This window comes from Corynebacterium marinum DSM 44953, assembly GCF_000835165.1.
GTDB lineage: Bacteria > Actinomycetota > Actinomycetes > Mycobacteriales > Mycobacteriaceae > Corynebacterium > Corynebacterium marinum.
In genome coordinates this window covers 1,672,007-1,689,837 of sequence record NZ_CP007790.1, presented here as the reverse complement: position 1 = coordinate 1,689,837, position 17,831 = coordinate 1,672,007, and the positions used below count along the sequence as shown (strand labels likewise).

Below are 17,831 nucleotides of genomic sequence, written 5' to 3'. Positions count from 1 at the left end.
ACAAAGTGGGGAGGGCTAGAACAGACCCCAGTCAGCCGGCGGGAAATCGATGCCCATCGGGCGGAAGAAATCCGCGATGGACAGCGCCCACACGTGGATGGCGTCTGCCAGCTGGGGGAAATCTTCGCGGATGGACGAAACCAGGCTCATGGGACGATGCTCCTCATCGGACGAAAAACGTTTACCTCCCTCATGCTACTGCCTGTCCGGCCGTTCATCGCGGAGGATGCGGGCGGTGCGCATCAACTTCAGCCGACGGGCCAGATGGCCGGGGCGGGACGTGGGCCGCTGGCCGATCTCGCCCGTCCGGTTGATGTGGTCCTGGCCGTAGCGGCGCAGCAGCAGGTCGTCGATGAGCCTGATCTGGCCGGGGTGGAAGCGGTACCGGAGGGCGCCGCGGACGGCTTCGATGTCGACGTCGTCGAGCAGGGAATCCAGCTCCGCGACGGTGGTGACACCGTCGGCGGCCAGGATCTCCATGAGGAAGCGGTAGTTCTCCGACCGCGAGCGCGGGAACCGGTTGCCCAGCAGCATCGCCAGCACACCCGGGAGGGTTTCGGCGGTGAGTTCCACGTCATCGGCGGGCGAGCGGTCCGTGAACTGCAGCGCCGCGATCTGGTCGAACTGCTGGTCCGCCAGCTCGATGAGCCCGGCCGCCAGGGTGAACGCGCGGTCCACCCGCGGGTCCACCACGTCGATGCCGCGCTTATAACGGACGTCGTGCTCGAACTCGGCCCACGCGTGCTGCAGCACCGTACGCACCTGCACCTCGAAGCTCGTCCCCTGGTAGTCGGAGAGCTCCTCGATATCGGAGGAATTCTCGTCCACCGTGAGAATGAGATGGTGGGAACCGTAACCGAAGCCCCCGGAGATCCGTGTCTCTGCGGTCTTGTCCACCGAGCGTTCCACCCGGAAGGACTGCTGGAGCGCCCCGATCGCCACCGGGATCTCGGTGGAGTGGAACACGGTCACCCGCACACCGACGAGATCATGGATGTCCGCCCACGGCTCCGGATAGATCCATTCCCCGTCCGGCCCCTTCTTGTAGGCCTTCTTCTTCAGCGAAGACCAGTCCTTCACCCGGGCGACGACCCGGTCGAAGGTGACGCCGGCGTCGGCCAGCAGATCCTCCACCGCGGCGCCGAAATCCTCCTCAGCCTTCGGATGGGACCGGATCCACCGGTGGTACTGGTTGCCCAGGCCAGCCATGCGGTCAGACATTTCTCACCAGGAGGGCGGTGGGGAACAGCGCGAAAACCTCCGCCAGCGGCACCGTCGCCTCGTGGACGCGGCCGGTCAGCCGGTCCAGCCACTGCCCCTCCGGCAGGGTGACCGTCGTGGCCTCCCAGCCGCCGCGTTCCGCCAGCCGCAGCGGGCGGCGGGTGGCCAGGGTGATCACGCCGATGCCCTCCCCGCCGGGGATGTCCACGTGGCCGCGGGCCAGGCCGATGAGGTGGGAATCCGCCGAACCCTCCGCGAACACCGCCTCCGTGTCGCCGCCGACGAAGTACTCGGGATGGTCCTGGCGCACCTTCAGCCCCTCGTGGACGATGTGCAGCTTCACCCGGTCGCCGTAGAGGTCCAGGTGCGGGTAGGCGCCCGTGGTCTCCTCCTGGCATTCGGCTTCGGCGGCGAGGTCGTCCCAGTCCACGCCCTCCCCGAGGATCTCCAACGTCTGCTGCCGGGCGGTGTAGTCCACGAAGCGGCGGTTGTCGGGGTCGACGAGGGAGTCGTCGAAGAACTCGGTGCCCTGGTAGATGTCCGGGATGCCCGGGCCGGTGATCTGCAGCAGCTTCCGGCCCAGCGAGATGATGCTGGCGCCCCGCGCCAGCGGGCCGACGAATTCGGTGATCAGGGAGGTGACGGGGCCGTCGAAAAGCGCCTCCACCCAGTCCAGCACGGCCTTCTCGAAGGGCTCGACCGGGTCGGTCCACGTGGTGTGCACGCTCGCCTCGCGCACCGCCTTGATGGTGTAAGTGCGGAAGCGCTCCTTGAGCTGCTCGGTGATCTGCCCGTCCGCAGGCCACACGCCCAGCAGGTTCTGCAGGAGGAAATGGCCGGTGGCGGCGTCCGGGGCGGGCACCATGGCGACGATGCGGTGGATGAACTCGAAGAACTCCCGGGGCCGTTCCGTCAGCTCGATGATCCGGGCGCGGACATCCTCGCCGCGTTTGGTGTCGTGGGTGGACAGTGTGGTCATCGCCTTCGGCCACAGGAGGGCGCGCTCCTGCTGCAGGAGATGGAACTCGGCGGACGAGACGCCGAAACGGCCCGGCGCGCCGCCGACCTCCTGGAGAGCGACGAGACGGCAGGCGCGGTAGAAGGTGGTGTCCTCCACTCCCTTGGCCATCACGGCACCACACACCTGCGCGAAGCGCACCTTCGCCTCGCCGTCGGCGTTGAGCGCTGCGACGATGAGGTCGAGGGCGGGGCGGCGCGACGGGAAACGGCGCGACATCTCCGCCACGATGGTCGCGGGGACCCGCGAGAGGGAGAGGTAGTCGGCGCGGTACACCGGCATCGCGGCCACGAGCTCGGTGATGGTGGTGAGGAGCTGGTCCTCGGAAACCGCCGAACCGGCGGTGGAGAAGTTGTCGCGGCGGATGGCGCGGGCCAGACGCCGGATCTCGGCGGACAGCTCCTCGCCGGCGACCTCCCGCTTGAGCTGCTGTTGGGACACGGTCATCGCCGCTTCGTCCCAGGTGGAGCCGGTGTGCTGGAGCGCGAGCATCGACAGGGACTCTTCCGCGGCGCGGGCGACGAAGACGCCGTCGAGTTCGCGCAGCGCATCGTAACCGGTGGTGCCGTCGACGGCGAGACGCGGGTCGAGGACCTCGTCCACCTCGAGGATCTTCTCCACCAGAAGCCACCGGTCCGGGCCGACGACCTCGCGCAGGCGGTTGAGGTAGCCGAAGGGGTCGCTCAACCCGTCCGGGTGGTCGACGCGCACGCCGTCGATGAGGTCCTCGGCGATGAGCTGCCGGATGATGCGGTGGGTGTGCTCGAAGACCAGCGGATCCTCCTGCCTGATGCCCGCCAGCCCGTTGACGGAGAAGAAACGGCGGTAGGAGATCACGCCGTCACGCCAGTACATCAGCCGGTAGGACTGGCGGTCGTAGACGGCCTGCATGTCGTCGTCGACCCCGGAGCAGGTTCCCTCGGCCACCGGGAAGACGTGGTCGTAGTAGGCCAGGAGGAGTTCCCCCTCATCCTCGCGCAGCTCGAGCTTGTCCTCGTCGCCGGGTGCCCCCAGGATGGGCATGCCGAGTTTGCCGCCGGCGCCGTTGTCCTCGTGCCAGTCGATGTCGAAGTAGTGCTCGTACTCCGAGTCCTGCCCGTTCTTGAGCACGTCCCACCACCACTTGTTCAGGCGCGGGTTCTCCACACCCAGGTGGTTGGGGACGATGTCGATGATCAGGCCGATCCCCGCCCCGTGCGCCGCGGCCGCCAGCTCCCGCAGCCCCTCGACGCCGCCGAGTTCCGGGTTGACCTCCGTGGGGTCGGTGACGTCGTAGTTGTGCGTCGAAGTGGGGTCGGCGGTGAAGATGGGGGAGAGGTAGAGGTGGCTGACCCCCAGGTCCCGCAGATAGGGCACCTGGGCTGCGGCCTCGGCGAAGCCGAAGGATCGTCCCATCGGATCGGCCTGCGGCCCGCGCAGCTGGAGGCGGTAGGTGGCGGTGATCGGACGTCGCATGGATCTCCTCGGGTCAAGAATGAACATCGTCAAAAAGTGCACCTGCCAGCCTAGGCGGGAGAAGTCACCGGTGTGCGCTCGGACACGGGGGCGGGGAAACCGTGTCGGCACTCGACCAGCGTCCCGGTGTCCGGGAAACCGGCCTCCCGGGGCAGGGCCACCAGCCTCTCCGCGGAGGGGGTCCACCAGACCACCGGCCCGCCGAGGAGGTGGGCCAGGTGTTCGTCGAGGATGGTCAGGGTGTGGGGGTGCGCCAGCCAGCTGGTGGCGGGTGCGCCGGGCATGGCGACCTGCAGACCCCCGGAGCACGGCCGGGTGAGGACCCTGATCCCCTCGGGCGTCTGCGCCCGGGCGACGAGATTCCCGGCGGCCAGCTCCCACGCCCGGTGCGCCGACAGGTCCAACTCGCCCAGACCCCGGTAGCTGACGTCGGCGCCGCCGCAGACGAAGGTGGCGCAGAGCTCGCGGGACAGGGAGATGGTGGCGACGGTGTCGCAGAAACCGTCGTCGCTCAACCCGTGGCGGGTTTCCCAGTCGGCGGGGCGGAGGGCAGGGAGCAGGGTCGCGCGGGACAGGGTCATGATTGCCGGGGGTCCTGTTCTGTCGTGGGGAGTTGTTCTCACCACTGTTGGACCGGAGAAATCGGCCCGCGGTTCCCGGTGGGACCGGACTGCCCCTAGAACGGGGGCTGTTCTTCGTCTTCTTCGAGGCCGAGGACGGCGAAGAGCTGGGCGGACGTCCAGATCTGGATGTCCTGCCCCTTCGCGATCAGCTCCTCTGCCCGCTTCTCCTTGCTCGTCTTCGTGGCCCAGGTTCCGGCGACCAGGATGGTGGTCTTCCTGGTCACGTTCTTGCCGACGCTCGCGCCCAGCGCCGCGATGCCCGACCACAGCCGCCCCTTGTCGAAAGGCTCGAAATCGCCCGTCAGGGTGACATTCTGGCCGAAGAGGGGTCCCGCAGGATCCGCGTCCGGGTTCGGTTCCGGGACGGCGTCCGGGGTGGCCACAGACTGCCAGGGCGCCCGGCGCGGGGCCTTCTTCTCCGGCTTCTCCTGTACCTGCTGGGCCTCAGCCTGGGCGAGAGCGGTCCGGGCCCCCGAACGGTCCCGCAGGACCGGCCAGGTGCGCTCCGGGCTGAGCGCGCCCATGGTGAAGCCGGCGGCGTGCTGGAAGTCGGTGAAGCCGCCGCGGTGCCCGACCCGCCGGGCCAGCTCCACGGTGATGAGGGCGGCGGCCCGGGCATCCTCGGCGGCGTCGTGGTGCCTGCCCAGCGGAACGGCCAGCGCCTCGGCGACCACCGGGAGACGGTGGCTGCGCAGGCCCAGCCCGGCCCCCCGCGCGAGGATCAGCGAGCAACCGAAGGCGAGGGCGGGCACCTCGAGGTCGCTGGCCGCGCACGCACGCTGCAGCGCCATCATGTCGAACTGCGCGTTGTGCGCCACCACGGGCAGATCCCCGATGAACTCGAGCAGGCCCGGCAGGCGGGCCGCGAAATCAGGCTGACCGGCGACGTCGGCGGGGGTGATGCCGTGGACCGCGATGTTCTCCGGACTGAACTCCGTGAGCCCCGACGGCGGGGCGCACAGCCACGATGCCGCGGCGACCTCGACGCCGTCCACGACGCGGACGGCCCCGATCTGGCAGATGGAGCCGACGTCCCCGTTTGCGGTCTCCACGTCGAATCCGACGAAATTCAGGCCGGGCACCCCGCCGGTGGAGGCCACGGGCGCCTCACCGCGCAGAGCGGCCTCCACATCGGCGAGGAAGTCCTCGGCGTCGGCCGTCTGGTTGGGGGCGAACTCCACTACGAGGTCCGGGCCCTCGAGGAGGACCCGGCCGACGTCGACAAGCGAGGGAGGCGTGAGGCTGACCCCGGTGACGGACGAGAGGGGGACCTCGAGAGACTGTCGGCCGGTCAGAGCGGCGGTCAGCGCCGAACGTTCGATACGGATGCTCGTGGCGGTGACACTGAGTTGGGCGCCGTGGGCCGGGATCACGTCGTCGACTCGCTTTCGTCTGGAGGGGCGGGGCAGTGGGACGCCAGTCTACTCGGGCCCTCCGGCAGCTACCATGGGCGGTATGAACGGCCGTCCGCAGGACTGGGCGGGCAGGTACGACCCCTTCGACCGCACCTGCCCCAGCCGTGGCCTGCTCAATGCGGTGGGGGACAAGTGGACGATCCTCATCGTTCTCGCCCTCGCGGACCGGCCCCTGCGCTACGGGCAGATCGTGCAGGCGGTGGACGGGATCTCGGAGAAGATGCTCTCCCAGCGCCTGCGCACCATGACCGGGGACGGGCTCCTCGCCCGGTGGGCGTTCGAGGAGATCCCCCCGCGCGTCGACTACGAGCTCACCGACCTGGGGCGCAGCCTGCTGCCTGTGGCGCAGGCGCTGGTCGACTGGGTCGCCGACAATTACGAGACGGTGGAGCGGCACCACCGCAGGTGAGCTACTGCTCGGTGTCGGTGTACTCGTCGCGCTGCGCAGCCCGGCGCTTTGCCGTGATGTCGGCGCTCTCCCGGTCGTCTTCCTCGGCCTCGGGGGCCTCGGTTGCCTCTTCCTCGATCTCCTCGGCAGTCTCTGCTGCAGCCTCCGCCTCGAACTCCGCGGCGGTCGGGGCGGTGCTGACTGAATCGGCGGTGGCGGCTGCGTCGGCGGTCTTCTTCCCGCCGGGCTGGCCCAGGTCCTTCTTGCGCTCCGCTTCGTCGACGACCTCGATCACGTCCTGCTCGTCGACCTCGTCGTACACCGGGGGCTCGATCTGCTTGAGCACCATGGTGGCGCGCGCCGGGACCGTGATCTTGCCCTTGGCCTCGATGACGGACGCCTCGACCGGGTACCCGATGTCCTCGGTGGTGTCCACCAGCAGCTGCCACCGGACGCCGAAGGCGCGCGGGGGCAGGGTGAAGTCGATCTCCTCGTAGTGGGCGTTGAACATGAGGATGAAGGAGTCGTCGGTGATCTTCTCGCCGCGGCTGTCCGGCTCGCTGATCGCGTTGCCGTTGAGGTAGACCATGAGGGCCTTGCCGAAGGCGAAGTCCCAGTCGTCCTGCGTCATCAGCTTGCCGGAGGGGACCAGCCAGGCGATGTCGCGGTCGCGGACGTCGGTGCCGAGGGGGCCGCCGGCGAGGAAGCGGCGGCGGCGGAACACCGGGTGTCGGCGGCGGATCCGCAGCAGACGCTTGCTGAACTCGTGCAGCGAGGAGTTCTCCTCCAGCTGCTCCCAGTCCATCCACCCCAGCTCGTTGTCCTGGCAGTAGACGTTATTGTTGCCCTCCTGCGTGCGCGCCATCTCGTCGCCGTGGGAGATCATCGGGGTGCCCAGGCTGAGGATGAGGGTGGTGAGGAAGTTGCGGCGCTGACGGGCCCGCAGGGAGAGGATGTCGGGGTCCTCGGTCGGCCCCTCCACGCCGTGGTTCCAGGACCGGTTGTGGGACTCCCCGTCGCGGTTGTCCTCCCCGTTGTCCATGTTGTGCTTCTCGTTGTAGCTGACCAGGTCGTTGAGCGTGAAGCCGTCGTGGGCGGTGATGAAGTTGATCGACGCCGTGGGGCGGCGGCCGTTGTTGGCGTAGAGGTCCGAGGAGCCGGTCAGGCGGGAGGCGAACTCGCCGAGGGTCGCGGGCTCACCGCGCCAGAAATCGCGGACGGTGTCGCGGTACTTGCCGTTCCACTCGGTCCACAGCGGCGGGAAGTTGCCCACCTGGTAGCCGTCGTGGCCGATGTCCCAGGGCTCGGCGATGAGCTTGGTCTGCGACACCACCGGGTCCTGCTGGACCAGGTCGAAGAAGGTCGCCAGACGGTCCACGTCATGGAGTTCGCGGGCCAGGGTGGAGGCCAGGTCGAAGCGGAAACCGTCCACGTGCATTTCCGTGATCCAGTAGCGCAGCGAGTCCATGAGCAGCTGCAGGGAGTGCGGGTCGCGCACGTTCAGCGAGTTGCCGGTGCCCGTGTAATCCATGTAGTGGTACTTGTCGCCGTCGACGAGGCGGTAGTACGCTTCGTTGTCGATGCCGCGGAAGGCAATGGTCGGGCCCAGGTGGTTGCCCTCGGCGGTGTGGTTGTACACCACGTCGAGGATGACCTCCATGCCCGCCTCGTGGTAGGCGCGCACCATGCCCTTGAACTCGGAGACGGCGCCGCCGGGCTTGCCGGCCGCGGCGTAATCCTGGTGCGGGGCGAAGAACCCGAAGGTGTTGTACCCCCAGTAGTTGCGCAGACCCAGGTCGCGCAGGCGGTCGTCCTGGAGGAACTGGTGCACCGGCATCAGCTCGATGGCGGTGACCCCCAGATCCTTGAGGTACTCGATGATCGACGGATGCGCCAGGCCCGCGTAGGTGCCGCGCAGGTTGGCCGGCACATCGGGGTGGGTCATCGTCATGCCCTTGACATGGGCCTCGTAGATGACTGTCTCGTTGTACGGGATGCGCGGCGCGCGGTCGGAACCCCAGTCGAAGAACGGGTTGACCACCACGGACTTCATCGTGTGGCCGAGGCTGTCGTCGGTGTTGCGGCCGGAGCCGGGCGGGTCGGCGAAGATGTCGTAGGAGAACAACGAGGGGTCGCCGTCGAAGTCGCCGTCGAAGGCCCGCGCGTACGGGTCGACGAGCAACTTGTTCGGGTCGCAGCGCTTGCCGTGGTGCGGATCGTAGGGGCCGTGGACCCGGTAGCCGTAGCGTTGGCCGGGCTGGACGCCGGGGAGGTAGCAGTGCCAGACATTCGCGTCGACCTCTTCGAGGTTGATGCGGACCTCGTTGTCCTCCCGGTCGATGAGGCACAGCTCGACCTTCTCCGCGACGTACGAGAACAGGGCGAAGTTGGTGCCCGCGCCGTCGTAGGTGGATCCCAGCGGATATGGGTCACCCGGCCAGACCGTGTAGTTGTGGGGGGACTCAGTTGTCATGAGGACAGATCATAGTTGTTCGCCCGGCGATGCACCCGACTGCAACGCCGCAGTGAGTCCCGCCAACAGCAGTTCCACCCCGCGGTGGAAGTCGGCGGAGGTCTCGGCGGGCGGCTCCGCTCCGGTGTCCGCCGAGTACTGTTTCTGCGCCTGCTCGAGGGAGGTGGCGCCGAGCACGAGGTGGAGGAGCGCCGCCGCCCCGGCCCGGACGAGATCCTCGTCCCCCCGCAGAGTCTGCGCCAGCTGCTTCTCGACGACCGCCCGCGTCGCCGAATCAGGCTGCGAGAGCGCCGCCGCGACGAGTTCCGCACCGTCCCGCCGGGACAGCATCGCCCCGCGCAGCCGGGCGGCGAGCTCAGCGGGGGTGCAGCCCGCTGCGTCGTTGAGCGCCGGCGCCAGGATCTTCTCCGCGATGGCCGCGATGAGCTGCTGTTTATTGGCGATGTGCCAGTACAGGGCGCCGGGGGCCACTCCCAGTGAGGTGGCCACCCGGCGCATGGTCATGTCCGCCAGGCCGTAGGAGTCGAGGATGTCCACGGCGGCGGCGACGATGGAATCCCGGGTCAACTGCACACCGCCGAGCCTACCCGCCGGGAAAACTCCCAGGAATATGTCAGCCATCCCTCGGGCGGCGCTTGCTATGGTGACCCTTCGACGCACCACCGACGCAACCACAGACACACCCGCAGGAAGAGAGCAGCATGAATGTGAAAAAGACTGCCGCGGCCCTCGCACTCATCGCTCCACTGGCATTCGTGGCGGCGTGCGGTTCGGGCGACGGCGACGCCGAGAGCGCCTCCGCCTCGCCGAGCACGGTGACCTCCACCACCTCCGCAACCTCGGCCACCTCGGCCACCTCGGCGACGGAGACCAGCGAAACCACCGAAACCACGGAGATCGCTGAGACCACGGAACCCGCCGAGTCGGCGGCGGAGACTCCGGAGCCGGCCCCCGCGGCGGAGGAGCCCGCGGCTGCCGCCGCCCCGGCACCCCAGGCCGAGGATCCGCTGCTCGGGGAGCTGTACCAGGAGCCCGACCCGGTCCAGGGCGGGGCCAACGCCAGCGACGCCGACCGAGCCGAGATCGACGGCCTGGTCCGCGGCATGTATCAGGTGGACACCTTCCACCAGTTCCTGCGGTACATCCCGGAGAACACCTGCAACGAGCTCGTCGCCGCCCAGGGCGGGGCAGCCGCGATGGACCTGGCCGGCGTACCGGACCAGCCGCTGAACCAGTGGGACTACTACGTGGCCGCCGAGCCGCACATCACCTCGGTGGAGGACGTGCGGGTCGAGGGCGACCGGGCGTCCGCCGTGGTCACCGCTGTCTCCGCCGGCCAGGCGGAGACACGGACCCAGCGCTACCTGCGCGAGGACGGGCGCTGGAAGTTCTGTAACTGAACCGCATGAGAATTCCACCCAGGATCGGCTCCGCGGCGGGGATCCTCGCCGTGTCGCTGCTCGTCTACAGTGCGGTCGGCGCAATCTGGGGCCTCCTCCGGCCCGCCTACACCGGCACCCTCGTTGACGGCGGGCAGGTGAGCATCGCCGCCACCACCGGCAGCGTCGCGTTCGTCTCCTTCGGCAGCTTCGTCGTGGCCACGGGGCTGCTGGCGGTCATCATCTCCCTGAGCATGTACGTGACGTCGCCGTCCACCCGGGGCCCGGGGATGCTGTGGTGGCTGACCGCCGTCGCGGCGCTCTCGGCCTTCGCCTTCCTCGAGGTGGGGACGGTGGTCTCCGGGCTGATGCACTCCGTCGGCGACGTGGAGAAACTGGCGCAGGGCGACCGGGTGAGCATCGTGCCCGGACTGGCTCCGGGGGTCGGCTGGTTCGCCGCCCCCTTCATGGCGGCGTTGAGTTACTGGTGTTCCGCCCTGGTGACCCCTGACCCGGAACCTGCGCCGCTCCCGATACAGTGAGAAACATGACGCCGCCTCACACCCCCGCATTCCCGTCCGCGGAGTTCCATCCCGAGGACGTGGACCGACTCATCGCCGCAGCACTCGACGAGGACCTCACCTACGGCCCCGACATCACCAGCCGGGCCACGGTATCCGCCGACCACCGTTCCTCCGCCCGCATCGTCGCCCGCCGACCGGGCACCATCGCCGGATTGTTCGTCGTCGACCGGGTGCTCCGCCAGGTTGCCACCTCGGAGTTCAAGGTCGAGGAGGTCGCCCCCGACGGCACGCGGGTCGGCCCGGGCGACGTGGTCGCCCGTATCGAGGCGGGCACCCGCGACCTGCTCACCGCGGAACGCACGCTGCTCAACCTGCTCACCCACCTGTCCGGCATCGCCACGGCCACCGCCGCCTGGGTCGACGCCGTCGAGGGCACGGGTGCGGCCATCCGGGATTCCCGGAAGACCCTGCCGGGCATGCGCCTGCTGCAGAAGTACGCGGTCACCGTCGGAGGGGGAGTCAACCACCGCCTGGGCCTGGGCGACCGCGCGCTGATCAAGGACAACCACGTCGTCGCCGCAGGCGGGGTGCGCGCGGCTTTCCGCGCCGTGCGCGCGGCGTACCCGGACAAGTGGTGCGAGGTCGAAGTGGACACCCTCGACCAGCTCAACGAGCTGCTTCCCGAGCAGCCGGACGAGATCATGCTGGACAACTTCGAGCCGTGGGCCGTGCAGGTGGCGGTGCAGCGCCGCAACGCCACCGCCCCCGGGGTACTGCTCGAGGCCTCCGGCGGGCTGAGCCTCGACGTGGCGGCAGACTACGCCTCCACCGGGGTGGACTACCTGGCCGTGGGTTCGCTCACTCACTCCGCGCCTGCGCTCGACCTGGGGCTCGACTTCGATTAAGGCCAGGCGACGGCCGATTCCCCCGTGGAATCGGTGCTGATCGCTTCGATAGCGTGAAGTACGTGGTTGATCGCCACCGCCGTGTTGTGCTCGAGTTGCAGGTCGCTGAGGCCTTCGCCCACCGGGGTGGTGAACTCCACCCGGATCTGCAGGCCGTCGTCGTCCTCGTGGCAGAACGCCTTCGTGGTGACGGAGGACTCGTTCCAGTCGTTGCACAGCAGGAACATGCGGAGGTAGTCGGCGGCCGGGTCCAGGTTCGGGTCCCAGTGCCCCTTGATGAGGTAGCTGGGTCCGTTGTCCAGGAAGAAGCCGAACAGGATGTCGTTGATCCACGCGATGATCACGTCGTCGTCGCCGTGCGTCTTCTCGATGCCCATGCCCGCCAGGGTCTCTCGGACCCTGGGCAGGGTGACCTCCTCGGGGACGGGGTCCTCCCGGTCGCCGGTGTGGCCGTCCCAGTCGTGCTCTTCCGTGCTCATGCTTGCGGAGTGCTCCTCGTCGGGGTCGAAGTCGAAACCGGAGTCGTCGATCTCGTCCCGGGTGCGCCGGTGATCGACCTCGCGCAGCCGCATGACGTCGTCGTCGAGCTCGTTCACGCTCACGTGGCGGTCGCGGGGGAGGGGTCCGTCGAGGGCGGCCGCATCCTGCTTGCGGCGGCGCGCCGCGTTCTCGTCCGTGCCGGGCAACGCGAGCTCCGGGAAGTCCCCGATGAGGTGGTCCACCGCGAGGCGGGTGGTCTCCATGGACAGGCGCACGAAATCCTCGAGCTGCCCGGAGGTCACCCCGGCGCCGGTGAGCATGCTGGACCGGGCGTGCAGCCCCACCTCTCCGTCGTCGCCCACCCGCAGCGAGACGGTGGGTCCGAGCCTTTCGCGGTTCCAGGAGGTGATGGTGCGGGCGAGCGCCGCCGTATGCTCCATCCCGAGGGTGCTGCGCAGGTCCGTGTCGAACACCAGGGCAGGGGGGTTGCGTTCATCCAGGTAGGCGGTGACCAGGTGGTCGTGCCACGGGAAAATCAGCCGGTCGGCCCCCACGTAGCAGTGGAAGTCGAACTTTTCGGCGGCGACGTACACCTCGGTCAGGGAGACCATCGGTCTGACACCTCCATGGGATGAGCCTGGAAACAGGGGCGTGCCCAGTGTAGCGGGCCGGGCGACCTACAATAAGGCAATACCGTCCTGTCCCTGCCGACCTCTTCCAGGCTGTTCGAGGAGAACTTTCCCGATGCTCAATGTCATTGACCTGCGCGGTCGTACCCCTTCCACCAGTGAACTGCGCCGCGCCCTGCCGCGCGGCGGCACCGACGTCAACGCGGTCCTGCCCACCGTCGCCCCGATCGTGGAGGCGGTGCGCGGGCGCGGCGCCCGGGCCGCGCTCGAGTACGGCGAGAAGTTCGACGGCGTCGTCCCCGCATCGGTGAAGGTGCCGGCGGAGGTCGTGGAGGCGGCCCTGGCCAATCTCGACGCGGAGGTCGTCACCGCGCTGGAGGAGGCCATCTCCCGGGTGCGCAGGGTCCATGCCGAGCAGAAGCCGGACTCCCACACCACCACCCTCGCCGAGGGTGCGACGGTCACCGAGGTGCACCTGCCGATCGAGCGCGTCGGCCTGTACGTGCCGGGCGGCAAGGCCGTCTATCCCTCCAGCGTGATCATGAACGTGGTGCCGGCGCAGGAGGCGGGCTGCTCCTCGCTGGTCGTGGCCTCCCCGCCGCAGGCCGACCACGGCGGCTGGCCGCACCCCACGATTCTGGCCGCCTGCCGGCTGCTGGGCGTCGACGAGATCTGGGCGGTGGGCGGCGCCCAGGCCGTGGCGCTGCTCGCCTACGGCGACGACGACGCGGACCTGGCCCCGGTGGACATCGTCACCGGCCCGGGCAACATCTTCGTCACGGCCGCCAAGCGGCTGGTGCAGGGCGTCGTGGGCATCGATGCGGAGGCCGGACCTTCGGAGATCGCGATCCTCGCTGACGATTCCGCTGATCCGGTCTACCTGGCCTACGACCTCATCTCCCAGGCCGAGCACGACGACCTCGCGGCCTCCGTGCTCATCACCGCCTCCGCCGAACTGGCGGAGCAGGTCGACGCCGAGATCGAGGCCCGCTACACCGTCACCCGCAACGCCGACCGCGTCGCCGGCGCCCTGAAGGGCCAGCAGTCCGGCATCGTGCTGGTCGACGACCTGGCGCAGGGCATCGCCGTCGCGGATGCCTACGCCGCCGAGCACCTGGAGATCCACACGGACAACGCCCGCGCGGTGGCCGAACAGATCCGCAACGCCGGCGCCATCTTCGTCGGGGCGTACTCGCCGGTCCCGCTGGGCGACTACGCCGCCGGCTCCAACCACGTGCTGCCGACGTCGGGCACCGCCCGGTTCTCCTCCGGCCTGTCCACCCACACTTTCCTGCGCGAGGTCAACCTCATCGAGTACGACCGGACCGCACTCAAGGAGATCGGCCCGCACATCATCGCGCTGGCCGACGCGGAGGACCTGCCGGCGCACGGCGAATCCATCCGCGCCCGCTTCGAGGTCATGGGGGAGGAGAAGTAGCCGTGTCCCGCATCACCCTCGACCAGCTTCCCCTCCGGGAGGAGCTGCGCGGCCAGTCCCCCTACGGCGCGCCGCAACTCACCGTGCCGGTGTGCCTGAACACCAACGAGAACCCCTACCCGCCGTCGCAGGCGCTCATCGACGACCTCGTGGAGACCGTGGCCGAAGTGGCCTCCGGGCTCAACCGCTACCCCGACCGGGACGCCGTCGAGCTGCGCGGGGCCCTGGCCGACTACGTCAGCGAGCAGACCGGTGTGGCCGTCACCGTGGACAACCTGTGGGCCGCGAACGGATCCAACGAGACTCTCCAGCAGCTGCTCCAGGCCTTCGGCGGCCCGGGGCGGAAGGTCCTGGGATTCCAGCCCTCCTACTCGATGCACCCCATCCTGGCGGCCGGCACGCAGACCGAGTTCATCGACTGCCCGCGCAGCGCGGACTTCCGCATCGACATCGACGCCGCGCTGGCCGCGATCGCCGAGCACCGCCCGGACATCGTTTTCGTCACCACCCCGAACAACCCGACCGGCGACGTCACCTCCATTGAAGCGCTGCGCCTGATCATCGACGCCGCCCCCGGCATCGTCATCGTCGACGAGGCCTACGGGGAGTTCTCACCGTCCCCGTCCGCGACGACACTGCTCGCCGAGTACCCGGCGAAGCTGGTGGTCTCCCGCACGATGTCCAAGGCCTTCGACTTCGCAGGCGGCCGTCTGGGCTACTTCGTCGCCGACCCGGCCTTCGTCGAGGCGGTCATGCTCGTCCGACTTCCTTACCACCTGTCCGTCCTCAGCCAGGCTGCGGCCACCGTCGCACTGCGGCACCGCGGGGACACCCTCGCGACCGTCGAGAAGCTCTCGCAGGAGCGCGTGCGCGTCGTCGCGCGCCTCGGGAAACTGGGGTACGAGGTCGTGCCGAGCGAATCCAACTTCGTCTTCTTCGGCCCCTTCGCCGACCAGCACGCCGCGTGGCAGGCCTTCCTCGACCGCGGCATCCTCATCCGGGACGTCGGCGTCGCCGGCCACCTGCGCACCACCATCGGACTGCCCGCGGAGAACGACGCGTTCCTCGCCGCCGCAGCCGCCGTCATCAAGGAGAAGTAAATGACCGACCGCATCGGCCGCGCCACCCGCACCACCTCCGAGTCCGACATCACCGTCGAGATCAACCTCGACGGCACCGGCCGGGTGGACGTTTCCACCGGGCTGCCGTTCTTCGACCACATGCTCACCGCCTTCGGCGTCCACGGCTCCTTCGACCTGACCGTGCACGCCAAGGGTGACATCGAGATCGACGCCCACCACACCGTCGAAGACACCGCTATCGTCATGGGGCAGGCACTGCTCGACGCCGTCGGCGACAAGAAGGGCATCCGCCGCTTCGGTTCCCGCCAGCTGCCGATGGACGAAACCCTCGTGGAGTCGGTCGTCGACATCTCCGGCCGCCCCTATTTCGTCATGCGCGGCGAGCCGGACCAGATGATCAGCGCCGTCATCGGCGGCCACTACGCCACGGTGATCAACGAGCACTTCTTCGAGACCCTCGCGCTCAACGCCCGCATCACCCTGCACGTGATCTGCCACTACGGCCGCGACCCGCACCACATCACCGAGGCCGAGTACAAGGCCGTCGCCCGCGCCCTGCGCGAGGCCGTCGAGCTCGATCCCCGGGTGCGCGGCGTGCCGTCGACCAAGGGGGCCCTGTAACCCATGCCCGACATTGATACAGTGGCCCAGGCAGGCCAGGGCTCCAGCCCCTGGCTGGTCTACCTGTTGTTCATCGTCGCCGGCCTCCTCGTGGGCGGCACCTGGTCCGCGTACCAGGCGGGCAGCAGGCCCCTGGCAATTTTCCTGGCACTCTGCGCCGCCGTCGCGGTCGCGGGCGCCGTCTTCTGGTTGATAGGAGCGATGAACTAAGTGGTGCAGACGGGTCTTTCGCGGGCGGAGATCGAGCAACTCGACAGCATGTGGAAGGCCCCGGGGTTCGTGCCGACCCTCGTGGCGGTCTTCGCCGCGTTCGGGTCCTGGTCCCTGCTCCTGCCCGTCATCCCGCTCGCGGCGCTCGACGCTGGGCACGGCCCCGCCCTCGCGGGCGCCTCCACCGGCATCTTCATGGCCGCCACCGTCGCCACCCAGATCTTCACCCCGACGGCCCTCCGGCGCCTCGGCTACAACCCCGTGATGGTGGCGTCGGCCTTCATGCTCGGAGTGCCCGCACTGGGGCACCTCCTGGGGCTGGAGGTCTGGAACCTGCTGCTCTTCTCCGCCCTGCGCGGCATCGGTTTCGGCGCTTTGACCGTCGCGGAATCCGCGTTGATCGCGGAGCTGGTGCCCTCCCGTTTCCTGGGCAAGGCCTCGGGCATGCTGGGCGTGTTCATCGGGGTCTCCCAGATGATCTGCCTGCCGCTGGGCCTGTTCCTGGCGGACCGGGCGGGCTACCCGGCGGTCTACGCCGCGGCCGCCGCCGTCGCGCTGGTCGCGGCCGTGATGTGCCTGCGCATCCCCCGGATCAAGGCGCAGCCCCCCACCAGGCCCTCCCCGGAGGAGAAGGCGACCAGCGCACCCGCCTGGAAACTGGTCCTCGTCCCCGCCCTGGCCGTCACCAGCCTGTCCATGAGCTTCGGCGCGGTGTCCTCCTTCCTGCCGGCGGCCGTGCAGGAACTGGACCCGGTCACCGGCGCCGTCATCGGCGGTTTCATGCTCTCGATCACAGGCGGCGCCGCGATGGTCATGCGCTACGGCTCGGGCGTCATCGCCGACCGCAACGGGCGCCCCGGCGCGACGATGATCCCCGGCCAGGTGATGGGCTTCGCCGGCGTGGCGCTCATGGCGCTGGTGATCGCCAACGGCTGGCCGGTGTGGTGGCTGGTGCTGGCGGGCGTGCTCTTCGGCGGCGGCTTCGGCATCGTGCAGAACGAGGCCCTGCTGAGTATGTTCTTCCGCCTGCCCCGGTCCCGGGTATCCGAGGCCTCGGCGGTGTGGAACATCTCCTACGACGCCGGCACGGGGCTGGGTTCCTTCCTCCTGGGGGCGGTGGCGGCGCAGGCCGCGTACTCCGGGGCCTACGCGGTCGGCGCCGTCGTCGTGTCCCTCGGCATCCTGGCGACCATCGCCGACCGGGTCGTCGGCGCGCACCGCATCACCGAGCTCGACAACACCCGCGCCCGTCTGCGCCAGCTCCCGCTGGGCCGGAAACGGCGCCGCAATGGGTGAGCGCACGCGGTTGGATTACACTTCCAACCATGTCTAAAAGCGTCGCCCTCCTCGACTACGGCTCCGGCAACCTCCGATCGGCCCAGCGGGCCCTCGAACGTGTCGGGGCCGATGTCACCGTCACCAGTGACCCGAAGATCGCCGTCGACGCCGACGGCCTGCTCGTCCCCGGCGTCGGCGCCTTCGCCGCCTGCATGGCCGGACTCAACGCCGTCCACGGGCCCCGGATCATCGGCCAGCGCCTCGCGGGCGGACGCCCCGTCCTGGGTATCTGCGTGGGCATGCAGATCCTCTTCGAGGAGGGCAACGAGCACGGCGTGCACACCCGCGGAGCGGGGGAGTGGCCGGGCACGGTTGAGCGCCTCCACGCGAGGATCCTGCCGCACATGGGATGGAACACCGTGGAACGCGCCGCCGACTCGCAGATGTTCGCCGGGCTCGACGCCGACACGCGTTTCTACTTCGTCCACACCTACGGCGTCCGCGACTGGACCCTGGAGACCGACGACCTGACCACCCCGCCGTCGGTGGCGTGGGCGGAGCACGAGAGCGACCGGTTCGTCGCCGCCGTGGAGAACGGACCCCTGTGGGCCACGCAGTTCCACCCGGAGAAGTCGGCCGACGCCGGGGCCCAGCTGCTGACCAACTGGCTGTCCACCCTCTGACTCCGGATA

Annotated in this window: 18 protein-coding genes; 10 read left to right on the top strand and 8 right to left on the bottom strand. The window is 69.3% G+C overall.

Features of this window, described 5'->3' with window-relative positions; genetic code table 11:
• Nucleotides 1–15 precede the first annotated feature (15 nt).
• From B840_RS13960 to B840_RS08070, 5 genes are all read right to left on the bottom strand, one after another.
• On the bottom strand, nt 16–150 hold the full coding sequence (locus B840_RS13960) for a hypothetical protein (protein WP_268236885.1): 135 nt from the start codon (nt 148–150) through the stop codon (nt 16–18).
• A 45-nt stretch (nt 151–195) separates the two neighbouring features.
• Entirely contained in the window at nt 196–1,221 is a 1,026-nt protein-coding gene (locus B840_RS08085; protein ID WP_042621729.1) for a GTP pyrophosphokinase, read from the bottom strand.
• Entirely contained in the window at nt 1,214–3,694 is a 2,481-nt protein-coding gene (treY, locus tag B840_RS08080; protein ID WP_042621728.1) for a malto-oligosyltrehalose synthase, read from the bottom strand. The genes B840_RS08085 and treY overlap by 8 nt, the downstream gene beginning before the upstream one ends.
• A gap of 50 nt (nt 3,695–3,744) precedes the next feature.
• Complete coding sequence (locus tag B840_RS08075) at nt 3,745–4,275, bottom strand: hypothetical protein (RefSeq protein ID WP_084602878.1); 531 nt, start codon at nt 4,273–4,275, stop codon at nt 3,745–3,747.
• Nucleotides 4,276–4,370: 95 nt separating this feature from the next.
• The gene (locus B840_RS08070; protein WP_042621727.1) at nt 4,371–5,690 is read right to left on the bottom strand and encodes an exonuclease domain-containing protein; all 1,320 of its coding nucleotides are present in this window, start codon (nt 5,688–5,690) and stop codon (nt 4,371–4,373) included.
• Nucleotides 5,691–5,772: 82 nt separating this feature from the next.
• On the opposite strand from B840_RS08070, the gene B840_RS08065 reads away from it, so the two are divergent.
• Complete coding sequence (locus B840_RS08065; protein WP_042621726.1) at nt 5,773–6,141, top strand: winged helix-turn-helix transcriptional regulator; 369 nt, start codon at nt 5,773–5,775, stop codon at nt 6,139–6,141.
• 1 nt (nt 6,142) lies between these two features.
• Here B840_RS08065 and glgX read toward each other — a convergent pair whose 3' ends face one another.
• Nucleotides 6,143–8,593 (bottom strand): glycogen debranching protein GlgX, encoded by a 2,451-nt coding sequence (glgX, locus tag B840_RS08060; RefSeq protein WP_042621725.1) that lies wholly within the window; start codon nt 8,591–8,593, stop codon nt 6,143–6,145.
• Nucleotides 8,594–8,602: 9 nt separating this feature from the next.
• Nucleotides 8,603–9,166: a TetR family transcriptional regulator gene (locus B840_RS08055; RefSeq protein WP_042621724.1), complete on the bottom strand. Its 564-nt coding sequence runs from the start codon at nt 9,164–9,166 to the stop codon at nt 8,603–8,605.
• A gap of 128 nt (nt 9,167–9,294) precedes the next feature.
• On the opposite strand from B840_RS08055, the gene B840_RS13500 reads away from it, so the two are divergent.
• From B840_RS13500 to nadC, 3 genes are read left to right on the top strand one after another with little or no spacing between them, the layout of a single operon-like run.
• On the top strand, nt 9,295–9,993 hold the full coding sequence (locus B840_RS13500; protein ID WP_042621723.1) for a hypothetical protein: 699 nt from the start codon (nt 9,295–9,297) through the stop codon (nt 9,991–9,993).
• Nucleotides 9,994–9,998: 5 nt separating this feature from the next.
• Nucleotides 9,999–10,514, top strand: coding sequence for a hypothetical protein (locus tag B840_RS08045; RefSeq protein WP_042621722.1), 516 nt, complete (start codon nt 9,999–10,001; stop codon nt 10,512–10,514).
• Nucleotides 10,515–10,519: 5 nt separating this feature from the next.
• A complete protein-coding gene (nadC, locus tag B840_RS08040; RefSeq protein ID WP_042621721.1) occupies nt 10,520–11,401 on the top strand; it encodes a carboxylating nicotinate-nucleotide diphosphorylase in 882 nt (293 codons plus the stop codon).
• Here the strand turns inward: nadC and B840_RS12890 are convergent.
• The gene (locus B840_RS12890) at nt 11,398–12,492 is read right to left on the bottom strand and encodes a YbjN domain-containing protein (protein ID WP_052491132.1); all 1,095 of its coding nucleotides are present in this window, start codon (nt 12,490–12,492) and stop codon (nt 11,398–11,400) included. The genes nadC and B840_RS12890 overlap by 4 nt on opposite strands.
• A gap of 133 nt (nt 12,493–12,625) precedes the next feature.
• On the opposite strand from B840_RS12890, the gene hisD reads away from it, so the two are divergent.
• Genes hisD through hisH form a run of 6 tightly spaced genes read left to right on the top strand, consistent with a single transcriptional unit; the run spans nt 12,626 to nt 17,822 of the window.
• Entirely contained in the window at nt 12,626–13,948 is a 1,323-nt protein-coding gene (gene hisD / locus B840_RS08030) for a histidinol dehydrogenase (protein ID WP_042621720.1), read from the top strand.
• 2 nt (nt 13,949–13,950) lie between these two features.
• Nucleotides 13,951–15,048 (top strand): histidinol-phosphate transaminase, encoded by a 1,098-nt coding sequence (locus B840_RS08025; protein ID WP_042621719.1) that lies wholly within the window; start codon nt 13,951–13,953, stop codon nt 15,046–15,048.
• Nucleotides 15,049–15,651 (top strand): imidazoleglycerol-phosphate dehydratase HisB, encoded by a 603-nt coding sequence (hisB, locus tag B840_RS08020; RefSeq protein ID WP_042621718.1) that lies wholly within the window; start codon nt 15,049–15,051, stop codon nt 15,649–15,651.
• Nucleotides 15,652–15,654: 3 nt separating this feature from the next.
• Nucleotides 15,655–15,861, top strand: coding sequence for a hypothetical protein (locus B840_RS08015; RefSeq protein WP_042621717.1), 207 nt, complete (start codon nt 15,655–15,657; stop codon nt 15,859–15,861).
• A gap of 48 nt (nt 15,862–15,909) precedes the next feature.
• A complete protein-coding gene (locus tag B840_RS08010; protein WP_042622629.1) occupies nt 15,910–17,157 on the top strand; it encodes an MFS transporter in 1,248 nt (415 codons plus the stop codon).
• Between the two features lie 29 nt (nt 17,158–17,186).
• Nucleotides 17,187–17,822: an imidazole glycerol phosphate synthase subunit HisH gene (gene hisH, locus B840_RS08005; RefSeq protein ID WP_042621716.1), complete on the top strand. Its 636-nt coding sequence runs from the start codon at nt 17,187–17,189 to the stop codon at nt 17,820–17,822.
• The last annotated feature ends 9 nt before the right edge of the window (nt 17,823–17,831 follow it).

Coding starts and splice junctions, on each gene's coding strand:
- B840_RS12890 (WP_052491132.1), bottom strand. CDS start 12,492: ATGGTCTCCCTGACCGAGGTGTACGTCGCCGCCGAAAAGTTCGACTTC.
- B840_RS08085 (WP_042621729.1), bottom strand. CDS start 1,221: ATGTCTGACCGCATGGCTGGCCTGGGCAACCAGTACCACCGGTGGATC.
- B840_RS13500 (WP_042621723.1), top strand. CDS start 9,295: ATGAATGTGAAAAAGACTGCCGCGGCCCTCGCACTCATCGCTCCACTG.
- B840_RS08075 (WP_084602878.1), bottom strand. CDS start 4,275: ATGACCCTGTCCCGCGCGACCCTGCTCCCTGCCCTCCGCCCCGCCGAC.
- glgX (WP_042621725.1), bottom strand. CDS start 8,593: ATGACAACTGAGTCCCCCCACAACTACACGGTCTGGCCGGGTGACCCA.
- hisD (WP_042621720.1), top strand. CDS start 12,626: ATGCTCAATGTCATTGACCTGCGCGGTCGTACCCCTTCCACCAGTGAA.
- B840_RS08045 (WP_042621722.1), top strand. CDS start 9,999: ATGAGAATTCCACCCAGGATCGGCTCCGCGGCGGGGATCCTCGCCGTG.
- B840_RS08065 (WP_042621726.1), top strand. CDS start 5,773: ATGAACGGCCGTCCGCAGGACTGGGCGGGCAGGTACGACCCCTTCGAC.
- hisH (WP_042621716.1), top strand. CDS start 17,187: ATGTCTAAAAGCGTCGCCCTCCTCGACTACGGCTCCGGCAACCTCCGA.
- B840_RS08015 (WP_042621717.1), top strand. CDS start 15,655: ATGCCCGACATTGATACAGTGGCCCAGGCAGGCCAGGGCTCCAGCCCC.
- treY (WP_042621728.1), bottom strand. CDS start 3,694: ATGCGACGTCCGATCACCGCCACCTACCGCCTCCAGCTGCGCGGGCCG.
- nadC (WP_042621721.1), top strand. CDS start 10,520: ATGACGCCGCCTCACACCCCCGCATTCCCGTCCGCGGAGTTCCATCCC.
- B840_RS13960 (WP_268236885.1), bottom strand. CDS start 150: ATGAGCCTGGTTTCGTCCATCCGCGAAGATTTCCCCCAGCTGGCAGAC.
- B840_RS08010 (WP_042622629.1), top strand. CDS start 15,910: ATGTGGAAGGCCCCGGGGTTCGTGCCGACCCTCGTGGCGGTCTTCGCC.
- hisB (WP_042621718.1), top strand. CDS start 15,049: ATGACCGACCGCATCGGCCGCGCCACCCGCACCACCTCCGAGTCCGAC.